Source organism: Erwinia sp. Leaf53, from assembly GCF_001422605.1.
Classification (GTDB): Bacteria; Pseudomonadota; Gammaproteobacteria; order Enterobacterales; family Enterobacteriaceae; genus Erwinia.
Genome location: NZ_LMLK01000003.1, coordinates 318,805 through 344,645 on the forward strand (window position 1 = coordinate 318,805; position 25,841 = coordinate 344,645).

Consider the following 25,841-nt stretch of genomic DNA (forward strand, 5'->3'; position numbering starts at 1 on the left):
CGCACTGGTGCATATCCCATGATGCAAGTTGCATGGAGAGAGAGAATGGTTCAACTGGTCTTTGTTCATGGCGTTGCCAATCGCGGTGGAATGGAAAGCGATGCTGCGCTGGCTAATCGTAACGCACTGTTTAAAAAGCTGCTGTTCGCCGGTACTCCGTCCACCATCCGCTCGCCGATATGGGGAGATCTGATCCCTGACATCAATCCGCAGGTCTTTACTACCCATCATGCGACAGACACTTTCTCGCTCAATATCCCTGACGATCGTCTACCGGTTAAACACCCGCTCGCGCTGCCGCCAACTGAAGATCCGCTGGCGGTGCTGGACGAACTGACGTTGAATATGGTCAGCAAGGCCGATCGCGAGAATCGCGAGCTGTCCAGCCAGGAACTGCAGCTGCTGGCGAATATTGCCACGCTGATGGCGTCAGGCCAGGCAGCTGCGAAAAAACTTTTAACGTACATCAGTAACTGCATCTCACCGACCACCGGTCAAGTATGAAAAATATTTCAAAGAGATAGCGCTCAGCACATAATAAACAAAAGTGCAAATAACAACCGTTACGAAAGTTGAGCAAAAATAAATAAACGTAGTGTAACTATCACCAGAAAATTGAACTGTTTTATATAAAACCTTTCTAACTACTGTTAATGTTGGTTCGTGAGCGGCAAAGACAAAGAAGCTAGCACCACCAAGAGATACCAGTAAATTTTTAACAAAATAATTTTTACTATCAACAATCGACAGGCTTACTGAAATTAGAAACGCACAACCCAACAATATTGATATTTTATGAATCATCAATCCTGTGAAAGTGTTTCGCAACAATGCATCAGAAATAGATGTTATGATAAAGAAAAATATCAAGATACTTCTATTTTTATCAATAAAGTCAAACCATTTATTAGATCGTGAAAGAAGAAAACCAACATAGAAGAAAGTTACCGACTCAATTGCCTCAGAATATTCAAGAACAGGATTAAAAACCCATAAAAGAGCGAGAAAAAAAAGAAAAAAAACCTTGTAGACTTCACTTTTCAAAATAAAGAAAACTGGTGAAATCAAACATAACAAAAAGAGGTTTCTTATAAACCAAAATTGATATGATATTGGGTAACTAGAAAACCCGAACGTTGTCGAAAATAACTGTATAAAACTCATATCTGAAAAGCGAGGTCTATCAGAACTAATCATTGCTGACAAAGATGGTACAAGTTCAGCCGCAACTGAAATACCTAACACAATCAAATTCCAAAGGATATATGGTAACAATAAACCTTTTATTCTTTTTGACATCTGTGTTTTGTATGAGGATATCCCACCCACTAATTTAGAATATAAAAAGAAAGAAGAAAGCATGAATAAAAATGGTACACTTAGTCGACCTAAAGAGTGACTGAAATAATTGATTATAAATCTATTTATAGCTGAGAAATTATCTTGTAAGATATCAACATTAAAGGTTGCTGCATGTATTAATACAACACCTATTATAAGTGGATATCGAAGTGCTTGGATTCTTTCTGATTGGTGTTGCGTAAGCATAGGAACCTCTAATAAATTTAATTACCAAACATCCATGTTTTTAAAAAAACACTTAAAGAATTCTATATAAGCAGGAAAATACCCATTAATGAAAAAAATCAAATTAAAAACGAGACAATTGAATAGCCTCATTAAAAATCAGTTAAACTTGAACCACTGAAAATTAAATTAATCATAATACAGAAAAAATGCGCGAATTTCATACTACTGATTTATAGCTTAAAATTAAATTGATCTATAAATAGAGAGCCACACCACAACATGTGGCCTTAAATAAGGCCGCACCACAAAAATGCGCGGCCGAAGAATCAATATTTCAATTTAATCAGAACATCTTTAATAGCTTCTTCCCAACGCGATGCCTTGATACCTAGAACTTCAATTTTCCTATTACTGAGAATTGAGTAAGTAGGTCTGACAGCTAAAGTTGGATACTGATCTGTAGTGATAGCTTCTACAACTGGTGCATGCCTGATTTTGGAATTTTCAAGAGCCAGGTCGAATATTTTTTTGGCAAAACCATGCCAGGAAGTTTCTTGGTCTCCACTAAAATGATAAATACCACCTTCTGCATCTAATTTGATTAAAGAGATGATTGTATTTGCGATATCACCTGCATAGGTTGGACATCCGTACTGATCAGCAACAACACTGAGGACGTCGCGCTGTTCCCCTACACGTAACATGGTTTTCAGGAAGTTATTACCATACTCACTGAAAACCCAAGCTGTGCGCACAATGATCGAATCAGGGAATATCTCAGCAACAGCCTTCTCGCCATCTAGTTTAGTCTGGCCGTAAACGCCTAAAGGATTAGTTGTATCAGTTTCGAGATAAGGTTTTTCAGAAGTACCATCAAACACATAATCTGTAGAGACGTGAATGAAGCGCGCATTGTTGTCTTTAGCGGCTTGTGCAAGATTGGCGGGGCCTTGACGGTTAACCTGCCGTGCCAACTCAACCTCGTTCTCAGCTTTGTCCACAGCCGTATATGCAGCGGCATTGATAATGACATCAGGTTTGAACTCGGCAACCGCCACAGCTACAGATTCTGAATGGGTGATATCCAGATCGGCCGAAGCTAGCGGTAACAGTGTCCAGTCAGCAGGAATACGATCCTGAAGGCAGCGACCAAGCTGCCCGTTAGCACCGGTTAATAGAATTCTCATAGGAGATCCTTGAGGAGTTTACCTCTTTGATCCTTTTCAGATAAAAGAGGATTTGCTACTGGCCATTCTATACCCACGGCAGGATCGTTCCATAACAGACACTCTTCATGTTTGGGATTGTAGTAATCCGTACACTTATATTCAAAATCAGCGATATCTGAGAGAACGACAAACCCGTGCGCTAAACCAGGTGGAACCCAAAATTGCGTTTTATTCTCTTCTGAGAGAATCACACCTTGCCATTGACCAAAGGTCGGAGAATCTGGACGAATATCAACGGCAACGTCAAATACTTCACCGCGCACTACCCTAACCAATTTGCCTTGTGGGTTTTGCTTCTGAAAATGCAGGCCCCTTAACACGCCTTTTGCTGAGCGAGAATGGTTATCCTGGACAAAGCCCAAGTCAATATCCAGCATTTCTCGGTAGCGATTTTCCTCAAAGGTCTCAAGGAAAAATCCGCGTTCGTCACCGAAAACTTTAGGCTGAATGATCTTAACATCAGCGATTTTGGTATCGATCACCTGCATTTTATTGTCCCTCAATGATCATTGAAAGGTAACGGCCATAACCTGTTTTGCTCATTTCCTTAGCCTGAACAGCAACCTGTTCTTTGCTCAACCAACCTTTGCGATAAGCAATCTCTTCCAGACAGGCAACTTTAAAGCCTTGACGCTGTTCAATCGTATGGATGAACTGTGAGGCCTCAAGCAGGCTGTCATGAGTACCAGTATCAAGCCAGGCAAAGCCACGGCCAAGCAGTTCAACGTTAAGGTTGCCTTGCTCAAGGTACATCTGATTAAGAGTGGTAATTTCTAACTCACCACGATCAGAAGGTTTGACCTGTTTTGCCATTTCGACAATATTTTTATCATAAAAATATAATCCGGTTACAGCCCATTTGGATTTTGGCTGAAGCGGTTTCTCTTCAATCGATAAGGCGCGGTAATTTTCATCAAATTCAACCACACCAAAACGCTCTGGATCAAGAACTTGATAACCGAAGACAGTAGCTCCATCAGTACGTTTCATTACGTTTTCTAGTTTACGGCCGAAGCTTTCACCAAAGAAGATGTTGTCACCGAGTACCAGTGCGCAGCTCTCGCCTGCAATAAACTCTTCACCTATAATAAATGCTTGGGCGAGTCCATCTGGGCTTGGTTGGATCTCATAGCTTAACTTGATTCCGAATTGACTCCCATCGCCCAAAAGTCTTTTGAAAGCAGGCATATCATCAGGTGTAGAAATGATCAAAATATCTCGAATCCCTGCTAACATAAGAACTGAGATCGGATAGTAAACCATCGGTTTATCATAAATTGGTAAAAGCTGTTTAGATACGCCACGCGTGATAGGATATAAACGTGAACCTGAACCACCTGCTAAAACAATACCTTTCATATTTATTTTCTTCTCGTAATTAGTTGGAAAGACCAAGGCGCTCACTGGCATATGAGCCATCTTTAACTGCACGCCACCATGTTTCATTTGCCAGGTACCATTCTACAGTTTTACGAATTCCACTTTCGAAGGTTTCCTCTGGTTTCCATCCAAGTTCGCGGTCGATTTTAGATGCATCGATGGCATAGCGAACGTCATGCCCGGGACGGTCGGTCACATAGGTGATGAGCGATTCATAACTGTTTACACCAGCGGGTTTAACAGGGACTAACTCTTCGAGGAGCTCGCAAATGGTCTTAACTACATCAATATTTTTACGCTCGTTATGACCACCGATGTTATAGGTTTCACCTACGATACCTTTAGTGACAACTGTATAAAGTGCACGTGCATGATCTTCGACATACAACCAGTCACGAATCTGGCCGCCGTCACCGTAAACAGGTAATGATTTACCTTCAAGGGCATTGAGGATAATCAGTGGAATTAATTTTTCCGGGAAATGGTAGGGGCCATAATTGTTTGAGCAGTTAGTTACAATTGTCGGCAAACCATAAGTACGTAACCAGGCGCGAACAAGGTGGTCGCTGGCGGCTTTAGAAGCGGAGTAAGGACTACTTGGTGCATAAGAAGTTGTCTCTGTAAAGAGATCGTCTGTGCCATGCAGGTCACCATAAACTTCATCGGTTGAGATATGGTGGAAACGAAAAGCGTCCTTCGCTTTAGGCTCAAGTGCATTCCAATACTGGCGTGCTGACTCTAATAATGTATAGGTTCCAACGATATTAGTATCAATAAAAGCAGCGGGACCATCAATAGAACGGTCAACATGGCTTTCAGCAGCCAGATGCATTAATGCATCAGGTTTGTGCTCGTCAAAAATACGTTTCAGCGCATCTGCGTCACAGATACTAACTTCTTCAAATTTGAATCGTGGGTCGTCTGAAACAGTCGTTATGGATTCAACATTGCCAGCATAAGTCAAAGAATCCACGACAACAACTTCATCCGATGTGTTGTTGATGATATGACGAACTACAGCTGAGCCTATGAATCCGGCACCACCAGTGACTAATAACTTCATTAAATAAACCCCATAATAAGAAAGCTGATCAAAGACCACTTTTTAAAACAAACAGTCTTTTCCGTACAGCATAAGATAGTTAATTTCATTCAAAAGATAAAATTAGTATGCGGATTTATGCACAAACCCTTTGAAGAAGGTCAGAAATATAATTTTTATATCCAGCCAAAGGCTCCAGCCTCGAATATATATCAAATCATAATCGACACGTTTTTGCATTTTTTCAAGAGTATCTGTTTCCCCGCGATATCCATTTATTTGCGCAAGCCCGGTGATTCCTGGCTTAACTTTATGACGGAGCATGTAGCCCTCAATCAGAGCACGATATTGTTCATTGTGCGCTACAGCATGTGGCCTTGGACCAACCACTGACATTGAACCGAACAATACATTAATGAACTGTGGCATTTCATCTAACGATGTTCTGCGGAGGAATTTCCCTATAGATGTCACGCGAGGGTCGTTTTTCTTCGCCTGAACCAACTTACTGTCATTTTCCATTACAGTCATTGAGCGGAACTTCCACACCATGATAGGCTTACCATCCATACCATAGCGAACCTGACGGAAAATAGCAGGTCCTGGAGAGTTGATTTTTATCGCACATGCAATAGCTAAAAGAATAACTGAAGTCAGTGAAAGAATTATTGAAGAGACAACGATATCTTCAAGCCGCTTGAAAACCATATTGATACCATTTAATGGGGTATCAAATAACGGAACAACGGGAATGCCATTGATTTCTTCTGTGCGTGACTGCAGAATGTTAAAAGTAAAGATGTCTGGTATAAGAAGCACGGAGCAGGTGGTATCCGTTAATTTCTTGACGATATACTTAATTTTAACTTCATCATTCATACTCATCGCTATGTAAATTCTGTCTAACTTTCCTTCACGTGCATCATCAATCAAACGATCAAAGTCACCGGCATAATCTATTCCATTAACACTTGCTACGGGACTGTCATTATAAATCCCCGTTACTATGAAGCCCATCCAGGGTTCATCAAGGAAGCTATTAATAAGATTAGTACCTGCAGGCATGGAACCCACAACCGCTACGCGGCGGGTGTTGTAGCCCATCTTACGTAAAATACCTGACCCGAGTCGAATAGCCAATCTGCAAATGAAAAAACCAGCTTCAACGAATAAATACCACTGAAGAAAGATCCTTAAACTCCAGTCAAAATCAGATAAAAGCGAGACTATCCCGATAGTAAAGAGAAGGCTCAACGTCCAGTTTTTAGTAACAAGAATCAATTCCGCAGATATTTTAATTCCACGCCACGACCTGTAAAAATCAGTAATACCACCAATCATCTGGAAAACGACCAGAACAACTAATGCCGTAAGGACGTGTTCAGTTTCAAATGGAAAGTTATTTAGTAAAGATACAATATAAATTGCGAAGAAAATAATAAATATATCTGAAAACCTTTGCATCATTGATATCAGAGATGCGTTAGTATTAGAGCGTGTGCGATGATGTAAAAGATTCATGCTAATTCACTCATGTTAGCCACCGGTTAAATAACCAAAGTTTAAGGAGCCAGCTTGAGAACCCCCATTAACAAAATGAGATACAGAAATAACAACGTACTCAAGCGAACATTTTAACTTAATGCAGGAACATTAAAACTTATTTTTCATTTAGCAATGAGAGAATCTCAAGTGTTTTCTCTTTCATCAAATTCACGTTACCTCTGGACTCGACATTCAGCCTTACTACAGGCTCAGTATTTGAGCTTCTAAGATTCAATCGCCAGTCAGAGAATTCGACGCTGATACCATCAGTGTAGTCAACTTCATTGGCTGTCGCCTGGTATTTTTCGAGTACCCGATTAATCGCTGCCTGAGGGTTTTTAAGTACACGATTAATTTCTCCGGAAGCAGGATAAGCAGCAACTCGATCGCTTACTAACTCTGAGAGTGTTTGTCCTTTCATGCACAACATTTCAGCTACAAGCAACCAAGGAATCATACCACTGTCACAGTAGAAAAAATCACGGAAGTAGTGGTGTGCACTCATCTCACCACCGTAAACAGCATCCTCTTCTCGCATGCGTTCTTTGATAAAAGCATGACCGGTCTTAGACATCACCGGAACGCCACCGCTGTTGCTTACAATATCAATAGTATTCCAGCTGAGGCGTGGATCGTGGATAATCCGTGAGCCGGGATTTTTCTCAAGGAACGCGGCCGCAAGAAGACCAACAATGTAATAGCCTTCGATAAAATTACCTTCATTATCGAATAAGAAGCACCGGTCAAAATCCCCGTCGAAAGCAATTCCCATGTCTGCCTGGTGCGCTATAACAGCGTCAGTAGTATCCTGGCGACACTCCGGTAACAACGGGTTCGGGATACCGTTAGGGAAATTACCGTCAGCCTCATGATGGACCTTGATAAAGCGCACAGGAACCGCGGCGGCTTTAAAACGTTCCTCAACTGCATCGACGATATGTCCGGCAGCACCGTTCCCTGAATTAAAAACTAGTGTGAGAGGACGAGTAAAGTTTGAAAGTGTGACATAACTCATTAGCTTATCGACATAGGCTTCGAGTATAGAAACCTGACAGTAACTACCGCGTTGATTCATATCCACCGTTGGAAAATCGTTCGCTTCCGCCAACAGTTGAATATCACGTAAACCAGTATCACCGCTAATAGGTTTTGAGTCTTCACGTACTAATTTCATGCCATTGTAGTCCAGCGGGTTATGGCTGGCTGTAACTTCAATTCCTCCATCAACATTGAGATAAGAGGTTGCAAAGTAGACTTCTTCAGTACCTGTGAGGCCAATATCAATGACATCAGTACCAGCATCCTGGAGACCTTTTGCCAGAGCCAGTTTTAACCCTTCACTGGTGAGACGAACATCGCCCCCCAGAACCATGGTTTTCGGTTTCAGATACTCACCGTAAGCGCGGCCGATGCGATAAGCGATATCTTCATTGAGTTCTTCACCCAATTTGCCGCGGATGTCATAGGCTTTGAAGCAGCTTAATGTATTCGACATTTTTTTCCCTGTTATTAGCAACGGCCGTAATGGTCTTTGAGACGGATGATGTCATCTTCTTCAAGATAAGATCCCGAAGCGATTTCCAAAATTTCTAGTGGAATCTTCCCGGGGTTCTCTAACATGTGGTTAGCCCCTATTGGAATAAACGTTGATTGGTTCTCTGTTAGCAAATAGGTCTTGTCTTCAAGAGTAACCTGGGCAGTCCCAGCCAATACCACCCAATGCTCAGCGCGATGTAAATGGCGCTGGAGTGAGAACTTACCGCCTGGTTTCACAGTCAAACGACTGACGTGGTAACGCGGTTGGTCAACAACCTTATCGTGACGGCCCCATGGACGGTAGGACTCACGGTGAAGACGATGTTCACGACGATTATTGGCTTTAAGGAATTCAACGACTTTTTTCACATCCTGAACCTGTGATTTGTCAATAACTAGCAATGCATCCTTGGTGTTTACAATCACCAAGTTTTCTACACCGATAGCCGCTACCAGCGTATCATCCGTATTGATATAACAATTTGAGGTATTGTGAGTAAAGACGTCACCCGTCAGTGCATTTCCGTTTTGATCCTGCTCATTGACTTGCCAAAGTGCTGACCACGATCCAACGTCATTCCAACCGGCATCTAGAGGTATTACCACCGCATCCTGAGTTTTTTCCATTACTGCATAGTCGACTGACTCATCAGGACAGGCAGCAAAAGCGATGGGATCAACACGTATAAAGTCCTGAGAAGCATCAATACTTATCTCTGACATTGCGCGCTGGCAAGCTTCAAGAATATCGGGTCTAAAAGCAGCTAGTTCATCCAGGTAACGCTGTGCATTGAAGAGGAACATACCGCTGTTCCAATAGTACTCACCGCTAGCAAGGTACTCCTGGGCGGTTGCTAAGTCAGGCTTTTCAACGAATCGTTGAACGCCAAAAGCTGCGTCTTCGATCCCATCACCACGCTGGATATAGCCATAGCCCGTCTCAGGTCCAGTTGGCACAATGCCAAATGTGACCAATTTGCCCTGCTGTGCCAACGGGACAGCAGCATTTACAGCGTTGTGAAAAGCTGCTGTATCTTCGATAACATGATCGGCAGCCAGAACTAAAAGTAATGGATTATCACCCTTGATAACAGCACTCAAAGCTGCCAATGCAATTGCAGGAGCGGTGTTACGCCCGGTGGGCTCCAGAATAATATTTCCTGATAGACGGTCAATCTGACGTAGTTGCTCTGCTGCAAGAAAACGGTGCTGTTCGTTGCAAATCAGCATTGGCGACAAAACATCCAATCCGTCCAGGCGGGTGACAGTGTCCTGTAGCATCGACTGCACACCATTAAGGCGCAAAAATTGTTTCGGGTAAAGTTCACGAGACATTGGCCATAAACGACTGCCGGTACCACCAGCCATGATTACTGGAAGGAGCATCACATCCTCACTCTATTTTTATATGCAAAAAGTTTATGACAATAGCCTAATAACTTGTGAGGCAAATTCATCTTCACTGTCTGCTATGGTTAGCAACTCATCGCCATCGATGATACCTTCAGCACCAACTGATGTTGTTACCACTGGTGTTTTCGTCGCTAAGGCTTCGACGACCTTTAACTTGATCCCTGCACCAAACCTCAACGGTACTACAGCCACTTCTGCCTTCTCAAAAAAGGGAACTGACGAGTCTACAAAACCAGTGAACTTAATATTATTGGATTGAAGCTTTAGCAATTCCGCTGGGGGATTTGCTCCAACAACGTTCAGAACTGCATGAGGAGCTTTTTCTAGTATTTTAGGCAGTATATTATCTACGAACCATTGAACTGAATCTACATTCTCAGGCCGGTTCATTGCCCCCCAAAATATCATTTGTCCTCTTTCTCGCAGATTTGATCTGGCTTGGTAGAATTCTGCAGCGATCTTGGGGTAATCAACAGAAACATTGTTTTCTCTTCCCAACACGCTTGATAAAAGGTCTTTATCCTTCTGATTCAGAACAATTATATTCTCAATTGGTAGCAACTCATTCCTTTCCCATTTGATGATTTTTTTATACTGCATTTTAAAAAAATATCTTTTCAGGACTGAATCACTTTGCTCAGCAAAGCGAAGCAGTGACTGAGATATGACATCATGAAAAACGAGCGTGCTGTTTATTTTTTTATTCTGAGGAATAAATATAGCGCCTTGCTCATACTCAACATGGAACGAACAGTCTGGAATAACCTTCAATAAATCAGCAATAGCACTATTTATTTTTCGATCGTTTTTAATAGCGATATGAAAAGGCAATGTCAAATTCATTAGCAAATTAAACAGCCGCCCTATTTTAGACACGCCAAATACACTTACTGATTTGCAAAAATCATAATCTTCCATGTTGTAATATTGCATTTCTTGTTCATTTGCTAATGCAATTAAATGAACATTAGATTTCTTACTAATTTCAACCAGTCTATTGTAGGCAAGTTTCTGACCGGCCTCTGGAACTTTGAGCGTAGGAAGATGTGTGGATACGAAAATAACATTTGCGCTAGACATTTACTACCTTCTTAATTTTTGGTCATTGAGTTTCAATCATTACCGATTTACCCGATAATTCGTTTGATCTTGAGCTTGATTTTTTTTATCGGGTTAACTTCAATGACCTCACCAGAAGCATCTAAGCAGCTAGCAGATATATATTTTTCGTTTAAGATTGTTTTAATTTTACGAACTCTTCTTGCTGGATCGATTTTATTGCTATTATACCAACCTTCAGTTTCATCTTTAGGAAACATCCATTTTGAGATATGACGTTGAAGATTTTCAGAAATCTCCCCGCCAAATAAAACAGCTTTGTCACCATCTGGCTTAACAAGCCGATCTAAATCATCTTCTTCAATACTTACTTTACCGCCCATCTCTTTTAATAATTTCGATGTAATTAAAAAGAGATAAGTGCTTGCCCACAAACTAGATTTTTTGTCCAGAATAGAAAAAGTTTGCCAGAAGGTATCAGTGGTACCTGATAAGAAGACACCCGGAGTCTTAAGGTTTTTATTATAGACGCTTCTAAAGCCTCTGGAGAAGAAGAGTTTGGTAAAGTAGTCCCACTTATTGTGGTGGCAAAAAGTATCATTCGCCAATATGATGACATCATCATCCTTTAAGCCACCAAGACTTTTAATCCCCTCGTCCCAACCACTGAACTCCCAGTGAACATTTTTTCCTTCAATCTCATTGATGAGGTAGTTTGACTTATCATAGTTAATAGCATTATTAACTATAATTATTTTATAATCCTCATTAATCGACTTTAACAAGCAATCAAATTTCTCGATGGCACTGTCCCGGTACTTATCATAATAAACAAGAATGATACCATAAATCATTTGCTTTTCCTCAAAGCCAGTTCCAGAACTTTTTCCCACCGTAAAGAAATTTCTTCTACCGTAAATCTTAACGAATTACTCCTAGCTTCCAAGCGTAATTTTTCACGATATACTGAATCGCAAGACAGTCTTTCAAGCACTGCCGCCGCATGCTCTACATAATCACTTTCACTTATCATATTTTCTCTCAATGAATGATTGATGAGAATTTCCTGGGGTCCTATATGATCAGTGGTGATCGGAATACATCCTGTTGCCATTGCTTCAATAAGCGAAATACCAAAAAGCTCTTCCCAGCCTGGTTGTCTGAGTGACGGAAGTAAGATTACATCGTGCTCGGAACAAATAGCTGCTAAATCAGCCTTGCTTGAAATGAATCCTTTGTGGGAAACATTTTTAAAGTTCAGATTCTCAATCCTTTCACTTTCACTGCCACTACCAACAAAAGTGAATTCGATATGAGGCAGTCGTGCAGCGAGTTCTAAGATTCTGTCTATGCCTTTTGAATTCACGATGCGCCCAATAAATAACACTCTGAGCATATTACTTTCAGGTGTGGCTTTTTCTTGTTTATTTATAAATACATCATTGAAGCTATGATAGACAACTATGGTTTTTTCGAAAATTGAGGAATTAGCAAATTTATTTATTTCATCTCCAGTCTTAGGCGTCACGGCTGCGATAGCTTTTGCTTCAGAAACCAGAAAACGTTTCCATTTAGTTTCTATGGACTTCTTAAATACTGTATTAGTTTTTGGAAAAAAACTTCCATCCCAATTAATCCACGAAGAGTGGTAGATGACGCGAGAAGACTTTAATACTCTAGAAAGTATTACTATGCGCCAGTCCAGGGGGGCCATGCCCAGGACAACTATTTTATTTTTATTTAATCCAGGAAAAATGAAATTAGTAGTTAACCATAAGAGATTGCTTAGTACTTTACCTAATTTGCTAATATCACGATCAATGATTGACCTGACTAATTTTCTGAATATACTGAATTCTACATATTTTACTGAATATTGACCTTGCTTATCTAAGGCACCCAACAAACCTGTATAATGATTTGGTGCTCCATATTCATGTACGATAACTATTTCTTTATTTTGCATTTAATGCGTTCCTTCTTTTTTTTTCTATAAAGAAAACAACCATTGATAATGCTATCAATCCTTGCGTCAGTATTGAAGAATAAATCATACCAACAGCCCCCATATGTTTTACAAAGGGGAACGCATACAGCAAATGCACAATTGAAAAGAAAGTATAAATGTAACTCAGTTGTTTGTTATGACCATTACCAGCCATAAACCAATGTCCGAAAACCATAGCAATCGAAACTATACCGATTATCGGGAACATTAGCTGAAAGTAATGTGCTGCGAGATAGTTATCTTTGCCAAAGTAGATCAGCCCTACAGGTTTTCCCAAGAGCAAAATACCTAAAGAAATAGTACACCCGAAACCTATAAAAATTGCACCATACTTAATGAGTTGTGTAAGATTACCTTTTTTAGTTGAATCACAAACTGTTGGGTATATAGCTTGGGAGACCGGGGTTAGAATATTCTGTGCCGCCAACCGTACGCGATCTGCAGAAAAATAGCTGCCCACTATATTGACTGGTTCATAGCGACTTAAAAGTATGGCATTGAAATTCGTGTAAAAACTAATTGCAAAATTCGATACAAATAAAGGAAAACTCGACTTCAGACTTTGTAAAACATCATTGACGGTTGGAATATAAAAGTTGATAACTTTCATCTTCCAAATTTTAATGTTCAATATTATTGATGGGAAGACAAATGTCAAACTGTATATCGCCAGTGCATAACTCATATCTGACTTTGTTTTGACGAATATCACCGTGGATAACAACACTAGCGTCCGGCTAAGCACTGATACAATTGATAAATATTTCATCTTTTCAAGTCCCTGAAAAAACCAGACAGGGAACAACGCATTACCTATAACAGAAAAGAAAGCTATTAATGCGAGAATATAAAGTTTGCTGTCTCCATAGATAGATAATACTACTGTGGCTATAATTACTCCAACGACACACAATAACAATTTTGCAAACACAGTGGTGAAGAAAACTTTGCTCAGCAGAGCTTTATCATCTTTAGCTAGTACTGTCTCTCTTGTAGCCGTTAATGCATAGCCAAAATCCACTAATAGTAGGAAGTATTGAATATACACGAGGAAAAGAGCATAGACTCCATAGTTATCCATTCCTAGAACCCTTATTAAATATGGAAGGGTTAGTAGTGGAAATACATAACTGGACATCTGTGTTAACAGTAACCACATTATATTTTTTTTAGTCTGTGACACACTTATCTCCGCCTTTACTAGCCTGAATATACTTAGGTCGTTTCATAATCCCTAAGATAATTTATTTTCATCATCTGCTATCTCTAAAGCTCTAGATATGAGTGGAGCTATAAATACCAGTGTGAATGCAGGGAAGACTTCGATGCTTTGATAGACCAATGTCTGGATGGCAAATGAAAATATTGCAGCCCTCAAAAATATATGATCTGGATTTATTCTTTTAAATACAAAAAATAGCAAGCCATAAAAAAGCACGGTCCCGAATAAACCTATGCTAAGCAATTGTTGTAAAAATGAAGACTCAACAACTGTAGCTGTTTCACCCGTTATGTTAGAAGTGGCATTCGTATACATTCCATAATTTGAACCAACAATAATATTTTCTACATTTAACTCGCTAAGAGCTTTTCCCCAAATGATCATTCTCGAATCATTTCCGGCGGAACTGGTGTCGAACGTCGATGTAACCCTTGCCCATACATCGTCTGGCATTAATACGATTGCCACTATTAAGGAAAAAATACATAAAACAATCAAACCAATTCTTTTTGAGTAACTGACCTTCGATGAATATCGGTAAAAGATATAGATAAGCCCCATCAGTACTATAATAAAACCAGATCTTGAGAAAGCAGCAAGGGGGGCTATTGCAAGAACAAGACAAAGTACAACATACTTTCTGCTTATGAACTTGCTAAATTCGAAAAGCATTATGGCTAAGAGTGCAATCACAATAGGATAATGTAGGTAACTTCCTGTAAGTGAAGATGGTCTGATTTTTCCGTCGTACCAGCTAAATCCAGGAAAAGCATCCCGATTGATATATTGCTGGTAGGTCGCTGCGAAAAACAGTAAAAAACCTGTTATTAGTAAAGAATAAAAAAGTGGCCCAACAGGTAATTTATAATCATTTGAATCAACGGTTATAAAGTAGAAAAACCAAGTAAACATTAATATGAAATAAACAAACCCGTAAATGAAACCATGCTCAATTATAGTCAAATAGTAAGATGCGATGTTTACCGTAAGGAATGTTATTGCAAGAGTTAACGTCTTAACCCTCATTCTTTGAATACTATGTCCTTTAAGCATCATAAAAACAAAGAAACTATAACTTACTATTATCTGAAATGCATAAGCTGCAGTTTTTCCGATGAACATCTCACCAAGCCCACGGCTAAATAGGGCCATAAAAACAAATAGTAAAATACCAAAGAAAAATACATTTTTTAAGTTTATATTTGAATTCATTTCAGATCATCCAGCTGATTATAACATTATAACATCAGATCCAAAACAACACCTTTAGGACCAGTAACGCTTATGCATACTGCAGGCCTTAACCAGCCGCGGTGGTAAAGACGTATATTTCTGACCGAGTTTATACCCCAGAATTTTCATGAAATTATTCAAACTGGCTCTTGGGATCTGGGTAATTCTTTTCTTAGTTAAAAATTTTAATTCAGAGATAATAAATCTTAACCCTTCACCGCCGGCTCCGCCAAAATCCTTACGAATCCAGGCTTCATCAGCATGAAAAACACCAATATCGAAATAACGCTTAAATTCTTCAAGAGGTGAGTAGTTATGAGAGTGCCTAACCTTCGCTTCAGCGACATATGCAACTTTATAACCAGCTGAAACCGCTTTAGCTGCAAAATACATATCTTCACTAAGAATAGTATTGGATGGAAAACCACCCAATTTCTGAAATGCCGAAACTCTATATGCTGAGAATGAGTTGGACATAAACACAGCCTTCATACCTCTATCTGCCTTATTAGCGAGGCTAGAGGTGTAACTTTCTTCACCGTAATTGAAATGGCGAGCATGCTGAGCAATAGGTGTTGCGTCTAAATGAGGAAGCTGTCGACCATAAGCACAGGCCACCTCAGGATCATGAAAGGCTGCGACCACCTCTTCGATGAATCCCTCTTCAGGTATAGCATCCTGGGTAAGAAATATTGCAATATCGTACTTAGAAGCATTCATCTCAACGGCAAGGTTTCTTGTACCACCGTGATTAAAATCCTTTGAATCGATACCATGTACGGTAAAACCTTGCCTTTTCGCCGTTTCAACGGAGTCATCTTTACTGGCTGAATCAATCACAAATACAAAGAGATCTGCTGGTGCTGAATTTCTGATTTTTTCTGCTGCTCTCGCCCATACAGTACCACCGTTATACGTTGGAACAGCGACAAAATAATTCATATCCCCTCTCATAATCCCTTGATGCCTTTGTATTTAAGACGTTATCTGGTTGTATTCTTAGTGATATTAGTAAGCACTAATATCTTATGTAAGTGATAAATAAAGCCTTCCATGCTGGAAGGCTTTATTTTCACGCTTAGTCTTTTGAATCTTTGTAGGAATAACCGTAATGGTTATAGCCATAACCGTAGTAGCTGCTTGCTTTCTTGACTACCCCATTGAGGATACAACCTTTAACCACTACTGAGCTTTGCTCGAAACGCTTAACACTGACTTCAATTTCTTTAGCGGTGTTCTCTTCATATCTGGCTACCAGAAGTGTTGTACCCACGTAGTTGCCGATAATCGCAGCATCAGTAACCGCAAGAATTGGTGGCGTATCGATAATTACCAGATCGTAATGCGTACTTGCCCAGGTAATCAATTCACCAAAGCGTGCATGCATCAGCAGCTCAGCAGGATTTGGCGGTACCTGGCCGCGGGAGATAAAGTCGAAACCTGCCCCGCTAACCTTCTTAATGGCTTTTTCGACGACCACGCTTCCGGAAAGTATATCGGAAAGTCCGTTATCATTATTTGTTGCAAATAGTTTGTGCGCATAGCCTTTACGCATATCTGTATCGATGAACAGAACACGTTGACCTGTCTGAGCGATGATCGCTGCCAGGTTACTACTAATGAACGTTTTACCCGCATTCGGGCTTGCACCAGAAATCATCAGAACGTTGTTCTGCGCTTCCATCATCGCAAAGTGCAGGCTTGTTCTCAGGCCGCGAATCGCTTCGATAGCAAGGTCAGCCGGATTTTCAATAGCCAGGAAATGCGTAGTATCGTGTTTGGCCTTTTTACCACGTAGCTTGCCTTGCGTGTTCTTAACGCTGGATTCTGAAACCGGAACACTGGCGTATACGTTAATTCCACGTTCTTCCAGTTGCTCTGGTGATTCAATACCACGACGTAGCAGTACTTTCAGTAAAACCAGCCCCGTTGACAACATCAGACCCAGGATAAAGCCAATTATTACAATCAGCGATTTCTTGGGTTTAACCGCAATCGGATTAGTTACTGCATTATCAATGATACGGACGTTACCGATAGCACTCGACTTAGCGATACTCAGTTCCTGCTGACGGTTCAGTAACATCATAAACACTGCCCGGCCAGACTCAACGTCACGGCTCAGTCGCAGTACTTCCTGCTGGGTGGCAGGCATAGCAGAAACACGTTTAGTAAGTTTGGCTTTTTCCTGTTCCAGGACCTGCCTTTTCTCAATAAGCGCCTTGTAAGTAGGGTGCGACTTAGTGAACAGCTGTGAAATCTCAGATTCCCGGAAAGTTAATTCATTAAGTTGATTATCAGCATTAACAATCTGATCGAGAACTGATTTAGCTTCTAATGAAAGATCGACTGAATCTTTCTGCTGGCGGTAAAGGTTAAGTTTACCTTCCGACTGATCGAGATCAGAACGAACCTGTGGCAACTGCTTGTCCAGGAACTGTAAACTTTTAGCATCCTGAGCAGCTTGCCTATCAATATTTTGCTCTAAATAATTATTAGAAATATTTTCAAGGATTTTGGTCGCTGTTGCTGGATTGTCGCTGGTAAATGATAGGGTCAAAATCCCCGTATCTTTCCCATTGTCCATTACGCTGAAGTTTTTCTTAAGATTTTCAATTGCTTTCAGGCGTGAGATATAGCTGACATTAAATACTGCACCCGGAGCTGCATCGATCTGGTTAATCATCAACGAGACATTTTTGTCACCGGCTAACTCACCCACGGTTCCTTTATAACTGAAACCCTCACCCTCAGCCAGATAATGGGTTTCGTCAATAATAGTTACGGTGAATTCAGAGCCATCAACACTTTCGGAAGGCAGATATAAGCGACCAAAAGAGATGCTGCCAGGTTTCTCCCCTTTCAGGCGCGCCAGACCTCTGCCGAAAATGGGAAAATAATGTCTTTCTGCTTTAGCCTGCAGGTTGAGGTCATCAACCGTTTTACCCAAAATCATTCTGGACTGTAACAGCGTGATTTCCGGCGCTGACTGAGGTTGAGAATCAGGGAACACCTGACTTAAGCTATTAAGGATTGCATTACCCTGCTTTTGCTCTACCTGAATCAGTGCATCCGACTGATAAATTGGCGTTGCGAAAATAGCATAAATGATGGTGATCGCAGTAATGATAGCCGTGACTGTGATAATCACTTTGCGATGATCAATCAGTTCGCCGATCAATCTGCCGAGATCGATTTCTTCAGACTGTGATGTGTTTGGCTTATTAGAGCTTACAGATGGCATTCTTAAATTCCTAATAGTTATCTTCCGAGTTTTTCAACCCAAGTCTCACAGGCCTGATCAATCAACTGGTAGACCGACTCAAATGCTTCATTACTCTTTCTATAGGGATCGGGAATTTCACGCTGCTGTAACCAGTGTCCTAACAACATGGTTTTGCCACGAGCCTCGGGTGAAATACGACTGACCTTTTCAAGGTGAGATTTTTCCATCACCAAAATGAGGTCGTATTGACGCCCCATCGAAGAGGTAAACTGTCTACCTAAATGCCCTTCCAGTGAAAGCTCATGCAGTTCCGCCACATGAATTGCACTGGCATCCGCAGGTTCGTTGACCATTGCTCCGACCCCAGCCGAGTCCACTTTTTTCTGCGGCAAAGAACGCCGCAGCAACCTTTCAGCAATCGGGGAGCGACAAATGTTCCCCATGCAAAGTACTAAAATAGAATTAAACATGAGATTACCAATTTTTATAATAACGAACAGTTTCCGATGCAGAGTTTACACCGCTGATAGTCGGAACTAATTGAGAAATCACACGGTTCCAACGAACGATTGGTGCGGTAGTCACATAGACAATGTCATATGGTTTCAGCTGGAAATCTGTGCTCATTACCATTGCAGATGCATCCTGAGCGTTCAACTGGTAAATGTTCGCAATCTTGCCATGTGCGTCTCCTTTCAGAGAGCGGATAACGAAGATGCCTGTCGCATCAGACATAGCCTGTGAGACACCTTCAGCATTACCTAATGCTTCGGCCAGAGTCATACCACTACGATCCATCTTGAGGGTGGTCTGTTTAGTGACTTCACCCATAACAAAGACCTTAAGATCATCATTGCGCGGCACATAAAGGATATCGCCCGGATAGAGCATCTGATTCTGAGTCAGATCCCCACGTTGCATCAACGCATAGAGAGAAATATTGCTGTCTTTCCCGTTATGTGTCAGCACGACATTACGCCAGTCAGCATTTGCAGAAAGCCCACCAGCAGCATTTACGGCATCCATTACGGTTAATGGAATATTGGTAATAGCTTGCTGACCTGACTTCTCTACCTCACCTGTTACGTAAGCCTTTTGTGATCTGAATGCCGCAATCGCGACATCAACCTGCGGACTTTCAATATAGGTAGTCAGTCGATTACTGATTTCCTGGCGTACTTCTGCAACAGTTTTACCCGCAACTCTCACCTTACCAATATAAGGATAGAAAATCGTGCCATCGGCATTTACCCAGTTACCGGTGTCACTGGCGCTGCGGTACTGGCCGGCCGGGGTGGTCAGTTCCGGGTGATCCCATACGGTCACCATCAATACGTCGCCCACACCAATGCGGTACTCATAGGTACTCAGCAGGCTATCCAGTTGAGGGTTCGGACGGGAAATGACCGGCTCCGGGCGGAGGCGGTCGATCACGCTAGGAGTCAGTGGGAAGACGTTGACCAGTTTATCAATATCGAAATTACTGTCCTCAGCCTTTACCACGTCCTTACCTGAAGTACTCAATCCCTGTCCTGGCAAAATCGTACAACCAGTTAACAGCCCTAAAGTTACTGCCACCGCCGAAAGCTTCAAAAGTTTTTTGGTCATAAGTTCGTATCATCAATGATTAGAATATTTATCTGCCCGCGGCCGGGCGGGGGGCCCCCCGGTTCCGGCCACGAAATGTTAAGGACGGTTGCTGCCTTGATTGCAGCAGTGTAACCGTTTTAGGTTGAAGCTATTGTAGGTTAATCGCCAAAAAAAGGCTTTTTTTCAACGGGTCAACGCTGTGGGTTGGCCCGGTCAGGATAAGGTATGGTTATGTCTTGTCTGACGAATGCCGGATCTGGCGCAGTGAACGCCTGGGCTCATCGGCACCGGGCATCCGGGGTCGGGCTGAACTAAGCACTCTGAAGAGGTGGTCAGTAATGTAACGGGACCATAAAAGGACTGCATGTGAGGAGTGTACGCAACAGGTGACTCGTTCATCCAGCTGAAAACAGCCGTCACCTCACAGCAGTAAGGGTGCCCGCGGTTGACTCTTCCGCAGCCCTGGTCCCCTACTCTTTACCACGTTGCCATGCGCGTCTGTTCAATTATGGATCATCAAATTCGCGCGCTGAGCAATAAGAATCTAAGATAGTTAGTATTAGTACAGTGAATGAGAAATCGTGAAGCTGTGCATTTCATCGCCATTTTAGGGCGGTTCAGACAGGCTACCGCCCCAGGCTCAACAGCTACCAGTCCACTGTACGTCGCAATCATCATTAGCCCCCCCAGCGCGGGTTGTCCAGCGCCGGGTCGTAAGCAGTCTCAGTCATCTGATGAGAACTGCATAGGGGGGTACTCGTTAAGTAGGATTATTCTAAGTTAAATACTGTCGAAATGGGAGGGCTATCACGATATTTCTCTGACAGCTTATCGCAACGTGCCGGTTAGGAATAACGCCAGAATGCTCTGAAATAATCCAATTGAATCGATTCAAACCACTGAAATTTAACGAGTTTTTTATTTCATCTTATTCCGATCCAAATTGTCAACCAGCGTCAAGTTTGTATAAATCAGATTTTTCTTAACTGGTCGGATATCTGGTAGATTCTTACTCAATTTCGCTTTTTTTTTACCCTGTCCAGAAAGCAGGAATAATCAAGAGGTCAAAAATCAAACTTACTCATTAATAGTCCCGCAGGGTGATTTTCAGGTGATATCATGCTGAGTTATAGCCGTCGTCGCCAGCTAAAAGCGCCCGAATTCAATAAAAAACGACATAGACTGCCACGTAAAGTCAAAAGCCAGGCAGAAAAACCCTGAAACGGGTATTTAACCGCGTTATTTTGTTTATTCTGATTATTATTTAACGTTTTGCGATAAACTCTGTGACGTTGCCAGATGGCGTTTTGCTGCAGGAGTTTTACCCATGATCATCCGCCCGTTTACCGAAGCCGACCGGCCGTTTTTGCGTACGCTGTTCCTCGCTTCACGCAAGGCTAACTGGACCTGGCTGGACGACAGCGAGTGGCAGCTGGAGGATTTTGACCGTATTACGCTGGGCGAAACGGTGCTGGTCGCGGAAGAAGACGGCGAGCGGCTGGGTTTTGCCGCCCTGCTTGAGAACGATAACTTCCTGCACAGCCTGTTTATCGATCCGGCCCACCAGGGCAGTGGTGCCGGCAGCGCGCTGTTACAGGCGGTGCAGCAGCGGTTTACGTCGACCGGGGCGCTGAAGTGCCTGGCGGAGAATCTGCAGGCGCAGAGCTTCTATAAGAAGCACGGCTGGCGGGTGGTGGCGCAGGGTGAGAGCGATCAGGGCGAGTACCTGTTGATGCACTACAGCCTGTAGCAGCCCCCCTGCCCTGCTGACCACTGAACTGAATTTTTTTACGGAAACCTTTACCCCCGATGAGCCACCGCCCTCTTTATGAGCAGGCCGGCATCAGCCAGAAAGCCTGGCTGATGCTGCAGTATCTGCACACCATCGCCCGCAACGATCGGGCCTTTACCCTGCAGGACACCGAGCTGAACCACCGCTGCAACGTCACGCCGGACAATAACTTTACGGTGATTAACGAGCTGTTTGAGGCGGGTAAGATCGACTTCGATTACCGCATGCTGGATGGCTTTGAACAGCGGCTGGTGCGGCTGGCCTGACCGGCCCTGGGCTCAGATGCCAGGGGCGTGCCCTGGCATCGGCTGGCCGGTTATACGGCGCGGAAGGCAATGTCCTGCGGGATGACGTCGCCCTGCCAGTAAAGCTGCGCGGCCACCCGGCCGGCCAGTTCACGGTACAGCGCGGTAAACTCGCTGTCCGGGCGGCGCACCACCGTCGGTTCGCCGAGGTCGAGGTCTTCGCGCAGGCTGATATGCAGCGGCAGCTGTGCCAGCAGGCGGGTGTGATACTGCTCCGCCAGCCGCTCCGCGCCGCCGCTGCCGAAGATCGTCTCTTCGTGGCCGCACTGGCTGCAGATGTGCGTGCTCATGTTCTCCACGATGCCCAGCACCGGCACGTTGACCTTCTCAAACATCACGATGCCTTTTTTAGCGTCAATCAGCGCGATGTCCTGCGGCGTGGTGACCACCAGCGCGCCGGTCACCGGTACGTTCTGCGCCAGCGTCAGCTGAATGTCGCCGGTGCCCGGCGGCATATCCAGCACCAGGTAGTCCAGCTCCGGCCAGAGGGTCTCGTTCAGCAGCTGCATCAGCGCCTTGCTGGCCATCGGCCCGCGCCACACCATGGCGTTATCGTCGGTGACCAGGTAACCGATTGAGTTGGTGGCCAGCCCGTGCGCCATAATCGGCGCCATATGGGTGCCGTCCGGCGAGCTGGGGCGCTGGTCATCGGTGCCGAGCATGTCGGGGATCGACGGGCCATAGATGTCGGCGTCCAGCAGGCCGACCTTCGCCCCTTCGGCGGCCAGCGCCAGCGCCAGGTTGACCGCGGTGGTCGATTTGCCCACCCCGCCCTTGCCGGAGCTGACGGCGATGATGTTTTTGACGCCGTTAACGCCGGGGCGGTTTTTTACCCGCTGCAGCGTGGCCACGTCCAGCGTTAAGCGCCAGCTGATGGCGGCCGCCCCGGTCTGGCGCAGCAGTTCGGCGCTGAGCTGTTCTTTCAGCTGTTCAAACGTGCTCTGCCAGACAAACGGCATGCTCAGTTCCAGGTGCAGGGTGTTATCCAGCAGTGCGCAGTGGCGCAGCGCTTTCAGCGCGGTGAGGTTGCGCTGCAGGGTTGGGTGTTCAAATGTGGTCAGCACGCCCACCACCACGGCACGCAGCGCTTCGGGGGTGTGGTGCCCCGGGGAGTGAAGGGTCATCCCGGCTCCTTGTTGACTGTTGTAAAATTGCCCATAACTGTCGGTAAGCATACCAGATCCCGCCTGGCCCGGCGCTCAGGGTGCTGAAAAATCTTCTGTTGCGTCGGCCTTAGTTGCCGCAGGGCGGCGCTTTCGGTTAGCATGTAAACCCCTTTTTCAACAGGTATAGCAAGTCTTACTATGACTCAAGTCGCGAAAAAAATATTGGTAACGTGCGCACTGCCGTACGCAAACGGCTCCATTCACCTCGGCCACATGCTCGAGCATATCCAGGCGGATATTTGGGTTCGTTACCAGCGAATGCGCGGCAATCAGGTTTATTTCATCTGTGCCGACGACGCACACGGCACGCCGATCATGCTGAAAGCCCAGCAGCTCGGCATCTCCCCGGAGCAGATGATCGCTGAAATGAGTCAGGAGCATCAGACCGATTTTGCCGGGTTCAATATCAGCTATGACAACTACCACTCGACGCACAGCGACGAGAACCGCGAGCTGTCCGAGCTGATCTACACCCGCCTGAAGGAGAACGGTTTTATTAAGAACCGCACCATTTCGCAGCTGTACGATCCGGAGAAAGGCATGTTCCTGCCGGACCGTTTCGTGAAAGGCACCTGCCCGAAATGTAAGGCCCCGGACCAGTACGGCGATAACTGCGAAGTGTGCAGCGCCACCTACAGCCCGACCGAGCTGATCGATCCGAAATCGGTGGTTTCAGGCGCAACGCCGGAGCTGCGCGATTCTGAGCACTTCTTCTTCGATCTGCCGGAGTTCAGCGCCATGCTGCAGGCGTGGACCCGTTCCGGCGCGCTGCAGGAGCAGGTGGCGAACAAGATGCAGGAGTGGTTTGAGTCCGGCCTGCAGCAGTGGGATATCTCCCGCGATGCGCCGTACTTCGGCTTTGAGATCCCGGGTGCGCCGGGCAAGTACTTCTACGTCTGGCTGGATGCGCCAATCGGCTACATGGGCTCGTTTAAGAACCTGTGCGATAAGCGCGGCGATATCGATTTCGACGCCTTCTGGAAGAAAGACTCCGACGCCGAGCTGTACCACTTTATCGGTAAGGATATCGTCTACTTCCACAGCCTGTTCTGGCCGGCGATGCTGGAAGGCAGCAACTTCCGCAAGCCGACCAACCTGTTCGTGCACGGCTACGTGACGGTGAACGGGGCGAAGATGTCCAAGTCGCGCGGCACCTTTATCAAGGCCAGCACCTGGCTGCAGCACCTGGATGCGGACAGCCTGCGTTATTACTATGCCGCCAAGCTCTCGTCACGCATTGACGATATCGACCTGAACCTGGAAGACTTCGTGCAGCGCGTCAACGCCGATATCGTTAACAAGGTGGTTAACCTCGCCTCGCGCAACGCCGGCTTTATCACCAAACGCTTTAACGGCCAGCTGTCCGCCGAGCTGGCCGATCCGGCGCTGTATAAGACCTTTACCGATGCGTCCGCCAGCATTGGTGAGGCCTGGGCCAGCCGCGAGTTCGGCCGCGCCGTGCGCGAGATTATGGCGTTGGCCGACGTGGCTAACCGCTACGTTGACGAGCAGGCGCCGTGGGTGGTGGCGAAGCAGGAAGGCCGCGACGCCGATCTGCAGGCGATCTGCTCGATGGGCATTAACCTGTTCCGCGTGCTGATGACCTGGCTGAAGCCTGTGCTGCCAACGCTGAGCGAACGTACCGAAGCCTTCCTGAATCAGGAGCTGAGCTGGGACAGTATTCAGCAGCCGCTGCTGAGCCATACCATTGCCCCGTTTAAGGCGCTGTATGGCCGTATTGAGCTGGATAAGGTTAACGGCCTGATTGAAGCGTCGAAGGAAGATGCGGCGGCGGCGGCCAAACCGGCGCTGACCGGTCCGCTGGCGGACGATCCGATTCAGGAGACCATCAGCTTTGACGATTTCGCTAAGGTGGATATGCGTATTGCGCTGATCCAGAACGCCGAGCTGGTCGAGGGTTCAGATAAGCTGCTGAAGCTGACGCTGGATCTCGGCGGTGAGACCCGTCAGGTGTTCTCCGGCATCCGCGCTGCCTATAACGATCCGGCAGTGCTGGTCGGCCGCCTGACGGTGATGGTCGCCAACCTTGCGCCGCGCAAGATGCGTTTCGGCGTGTCGGAAGGGATGGTGATGGCGGCGGGTCCTGGCGGCAAGGATATCTTCCTGCTCAGCCCGGACAGCGGCGCGCAGCCGGGGCAGCAGGTTAAGTAAGGTCGTCTGTTGATGCGGTGGCGGGCTCAGCAAGTTCAACAGCGTTGAGTCGTCTGTTAATGCGGGCTCCGGCTCAGGGAGCCCGTACACTCCGTAAAGACGCAAAAAACGTCATCCATGACAGCTCAGCACGGGCCTTCCCTGGCCCGTGATGCTTTACTCCGTGTACGGGCTCCCTTCGCTTTACGTTCTGTGTTGTCTTCTGATTGCTGTCAGATTCCCTTCGCTTTACCTTCTGCGTTGTCTTTAGTTTCTTGTTTGACTGCTTCGCTTTACCTGTTGCGTTGTCTTCATGTTGTTTGACTCCCTTCGCTATACATTGCATGTCGTCTGAATGCAGAACACGTGTTCGCTGCTGCTGGCAGTGGGCTGGCAATCGTCGTATGCTTAACG

Annotated in this window: 22 protein-coding genes; 4 read left to right on the top strand and 18 right to left on the bottom strand. The window is 44.7% G+C overall.

Features of this window, described 5'->3' with window-relative positions:
- The first annotated feature begins 18 nt into the window (after window positions 1–18).
- Window positions 19–504 (top strand): hypothetical protein, encoded by a 486-nt coding sequence (locus ASF13_RS05255; RefSeq protein WP_156365557.1) that lies wholly within the window; start codon window positions 19–21, stop codon window positions 502–504.
- On the opposite strand, the gene ASF13_RS23275 is transcribed toward ASF13_RS05255, so the two are convergent.
- The 17 genes from ASF13_RS23275 to ASF13_RS05325 form a co-directional block, all read right to left on the bottom strand.
- On the bottom strand, window positions 481–1,548 hold the full coding sequence (locus ASF13_RS23275; RefSeq protein WP_072166289.1) for an acyltransferase: 1,068 nt from the start codon (window positions 1,546–1,548) through the stop codon (window positions 481–483). The genes ASF13_RS05255 and ASF13_RS23275 overlap by 24 nt on opposite strands.
- A 308-nt stretch (window positions 1,549–1,856) precedes the next feature.
- A complete protein-coding gene (gene rfbD / locus ASF13_RS05260; protein ID WP_056233309.1) occupies window positions 1,857–2,717 on the bottom strand; it encodes a dTDP-4-dehydrorhamnose reductase in 861 nt (286 codons plus the stop codon).
- The gene (gene rfbC, locus ASF13_RS05265) at window positions 2,714–3,247 is read right to left on the bottom strand and encodes a dTDP-4-dehydrorhamnose 3,5-epimerase (RefSeq protein ID WP_056233310.1); all 534 of its coding nucleotides are present in this window, start codon (window positions 3,245–3,247) and stop codon (window positions 2,714–2,716) included. The genes rfbD and rfbC overlap by 4 nt, the downstream gene beginning before the upstream one ends.
- A 1-nt stretch (window position 3,248) precedes the next feature.
- Window positions 3,249–4,118 (bottom strand): glucose-1-phosphate thymidylyltransferase RfbA, encoded by an 870-nt coding sequence (gene rfbA / locus ASF13_RS05270; RefSeq protein WP_056233486.1) that lies wholly within the window; start codon window positions 4,116–4,118, stop codon window positions 3,249–3,251.
- 19 nt (window positions 4,119–4,137) lie between these two features.
- On the bottom strand, window positions 4,138–5,202 hold the full coding sequence (gene rfbB, locus ASF13_RS23280) for a dTDP-glucose 4,6-dehydratase (RefSeq protein ID WP_072166290.1): 1,065 nt from the start codon (window positions 5,200–5,202) through the stop codon (window positions 4,138–4,140).
- A gap of 102 nt (window positions 5,203–5,304) precedes the next feature.
- The gene (gene wcaJ / locus ASF13_RS05275) at window positions 5,305–6,702 is read right to left on the bottom strand and encodes an undecaprenyl-phosphate glucose phosphotransferase (protein ID WP_056233312.1); all 1,398 of its coding nucleotides are present in this window, start codon (window positions 6,700–6,702) and stop codon (window positions 5,305–5,307) included.
- A 139-nt stretch (window positions 6,703–6,841) separates the two neighbouring features.
- Window positions 6,842–8,221 carry a phosphomannomutase CpsG gene (cpsG, locus tag ASF13_RS05280; RefSeq protein ID WP_056233314.1) on the bottom strand — a complete coding sequence of 460 codons (1,380 nt, stop codon included), beginning with the start codon at window positions 8,219–8,221 and terminating at the stop codon, window positions 6,842–6,844.
- 14 nt (window positions 8,222–8,235) lie between these two features.
- On the bottom strand, window positions 8,236–9,648 hold the full coding sequence (locus ASF13_RS05285) for a mannose-1-phosphate guanylyltransferase/mannose-6-phosphate isomerase (RefSeq protein ID WP_056233316.1): 1,413 nt from the start codon (window positions 9,646–9,648) through the stop codon (window positions 8,236–8,238).
- 33 nt (window positions 9,649–9,681) lie between these two features.
- The gene (locus ASF13_RS05290; protein ID WP_082502289.1) at window positions 9,682–10,755 is read right to left on the bottom strand and encodes a glycosyltransferase; all 1,074 of its coding nucleotides are present in this window, start codon (window positions 10,753–10,755) and stop codon (window positions 9,682–9,684) included.
- Window positions 10,756–10,802: 47 nt separating this feature from the next.
- Window positions 10,803–11,627: a hypothetical protein gene (locus ASF13_RS05295; RefSeq protein WP_156365558.1), complete on the bottom strand. Its 825-nt coding sequence runs from the start codon at window positions 11,625–11,627 to the stop codon at window positions 10,803–10,805.
- Window positions 11,585–12,700, bottom strand: coding sequence for a glycosyltransferase family 4 protein (locus ASF13_RS23285; RefSeq protein ID WP_072166291.1), 1,116 nt, complete (start codon window positions 12,698–12,700; stop codon window positions 11,585–11,587). The genes ASF13_RS05295 and ASF13_RS23285 overlap by 43 nt, the downstream gene beginning before the upstream one ends.
- Window positions 12,690–13,901, bottom strand: a complete 1,212-nt coding sequence (locus ASF13_RS05300) for an oligosaccharide flippase family protein (RefSeq protein WP_072166292.1) — start codon at window positions 13,899–13,901, stop codon at window positions 12,690–12,692. Before ASF13_RS05300 ends, ASF13_RS23285 begins: the two co-directional genes overlap by 11 nt.
- A 75-nt stretch (window positions 13,902–13,976) precedes the next feature.
- Window positions 13,977–15,176 carry an O-antigen ligase gene (locus ASF13_RS05305; protein WP_056233323.1) on the bottom strand — a complete coding sequence of 400 codons (1,200 nt, stop codon included), beginning with the start codon at window positions 15,174–15,176 and terminating at the stop codon, window positions 13,977–13,979.
- A 54-nt stretch (window positions 15,177–15,230) separates the two neighbouring features.
- A complete protein-coding gene (locus ASF13_RS23290; protein ID WP_072166301.1) occupies window positions 15,231–16,139 on the bottom strand; it encodes a glycosyltransferase family 2 protein in 909 nt (302 codons plus the stop codon).
- 136 nt (window positions 16,140–16,275) lie between these two features.
- The gene (locus tag ASF13_RS05315) at window positions 16,276–18,441 is read right to left on the bottom strand and encodes a polysaccharide biosynthesis tyrosine autokinase (protein ID WP_056233327.1); all 2,166 of its coding nucleotides are present in this window, start codon (window positions 18,439–18,441) and stop codon (window positions 16,276–16,278) included.
- Between the two features lie 17 nt (window positions 18,442–18,458).
- Window positions 18,459–18,893, bottom strand: a complete 435-nt coding sequence (locus ASF13_RS05320; RefSeq protein WP_056233329.1) for a protein-tyrosine-phosphatase — start codon at window positions 18,891–18,893, stop codon at window positions 18,459–18,461.
- Between the two features lie 4 nt (window positions 18,894–18,897).
- A complete protein-coding gene (locus ASF13_RS05325) occupies window positions 18,898–20,031 on the bottom strand; it encodes a polysaccharide export protein (protein WP_056233330.1) in 1,134 nt (377 codons plus the stop codon).
- 1,309 nt (window positions 20,032–21,340) lie between these two features.
- On the opposite strand from ASF13_RS05325, the gene ASF13_RS05330 reads away from it, so the two are divergent.
- On the top strand, window positions 21,341–21,763 hold the full coding sequence (locus ASF13_RS05330) for a GNAT family N-acetyltransferase (protein ID WP_056233332.1): 423 nt from the start codon (window positions 21,341–21,343) through the stop codon (window positions 21,761–21,763).
- A 59-nt stretch (window positions 21,764–21,822) separates the two neighbouring features.
- The gene (locus tag ASF13_RS05335) at window positions 21,823–22,071 is read left to right on the top strand and encodes a hypothetical protein (RefSeq protein WP_056233334.1); all 249 of its coding nucleotides are present in this window, start codon (window positions 21,823–21,825) and stop codon (window positions 22,069–22,071) included.
- Window positions 22,072–22,121: 50 nt separating this feature from the next.
- On the opposite strand, the gene apbC is transcribed toward ASF13_RS05335, so the two are convergent.
- Window positions 22,122–23,234, bottom strand: coding sequence for an iron-sulfur cluster carrier protein ApbC (gene apbC, locus ASF13_RS05340; RefSeq protein ID WP_056233336.1), 1,113 nt, complete (start codon window positions 23,232–23,234; stop codon window positions 22,122–22,124).
- Window positions 23,235–23,414: 180 nt separating this feature from the next.
- On the opposite strand from apbC, the gene metG reads away from it, so the two are divergent.
- Window positions 23,415–25,448 carry a methionine--tRNA ligase gene (gene metG / locus ASF13_RS05345; protein ID WP_056233338.1) on the top strand — a complete coding sequence of 678 codons (2,034 nt, stop codon included), beginning with the start codon at window positions 23,415–23,417 and terminating at the stop codon, window positions 25,446–25,448.
- Window positions 25,449–25,841 lie beyond the last annotated feature (393 nt).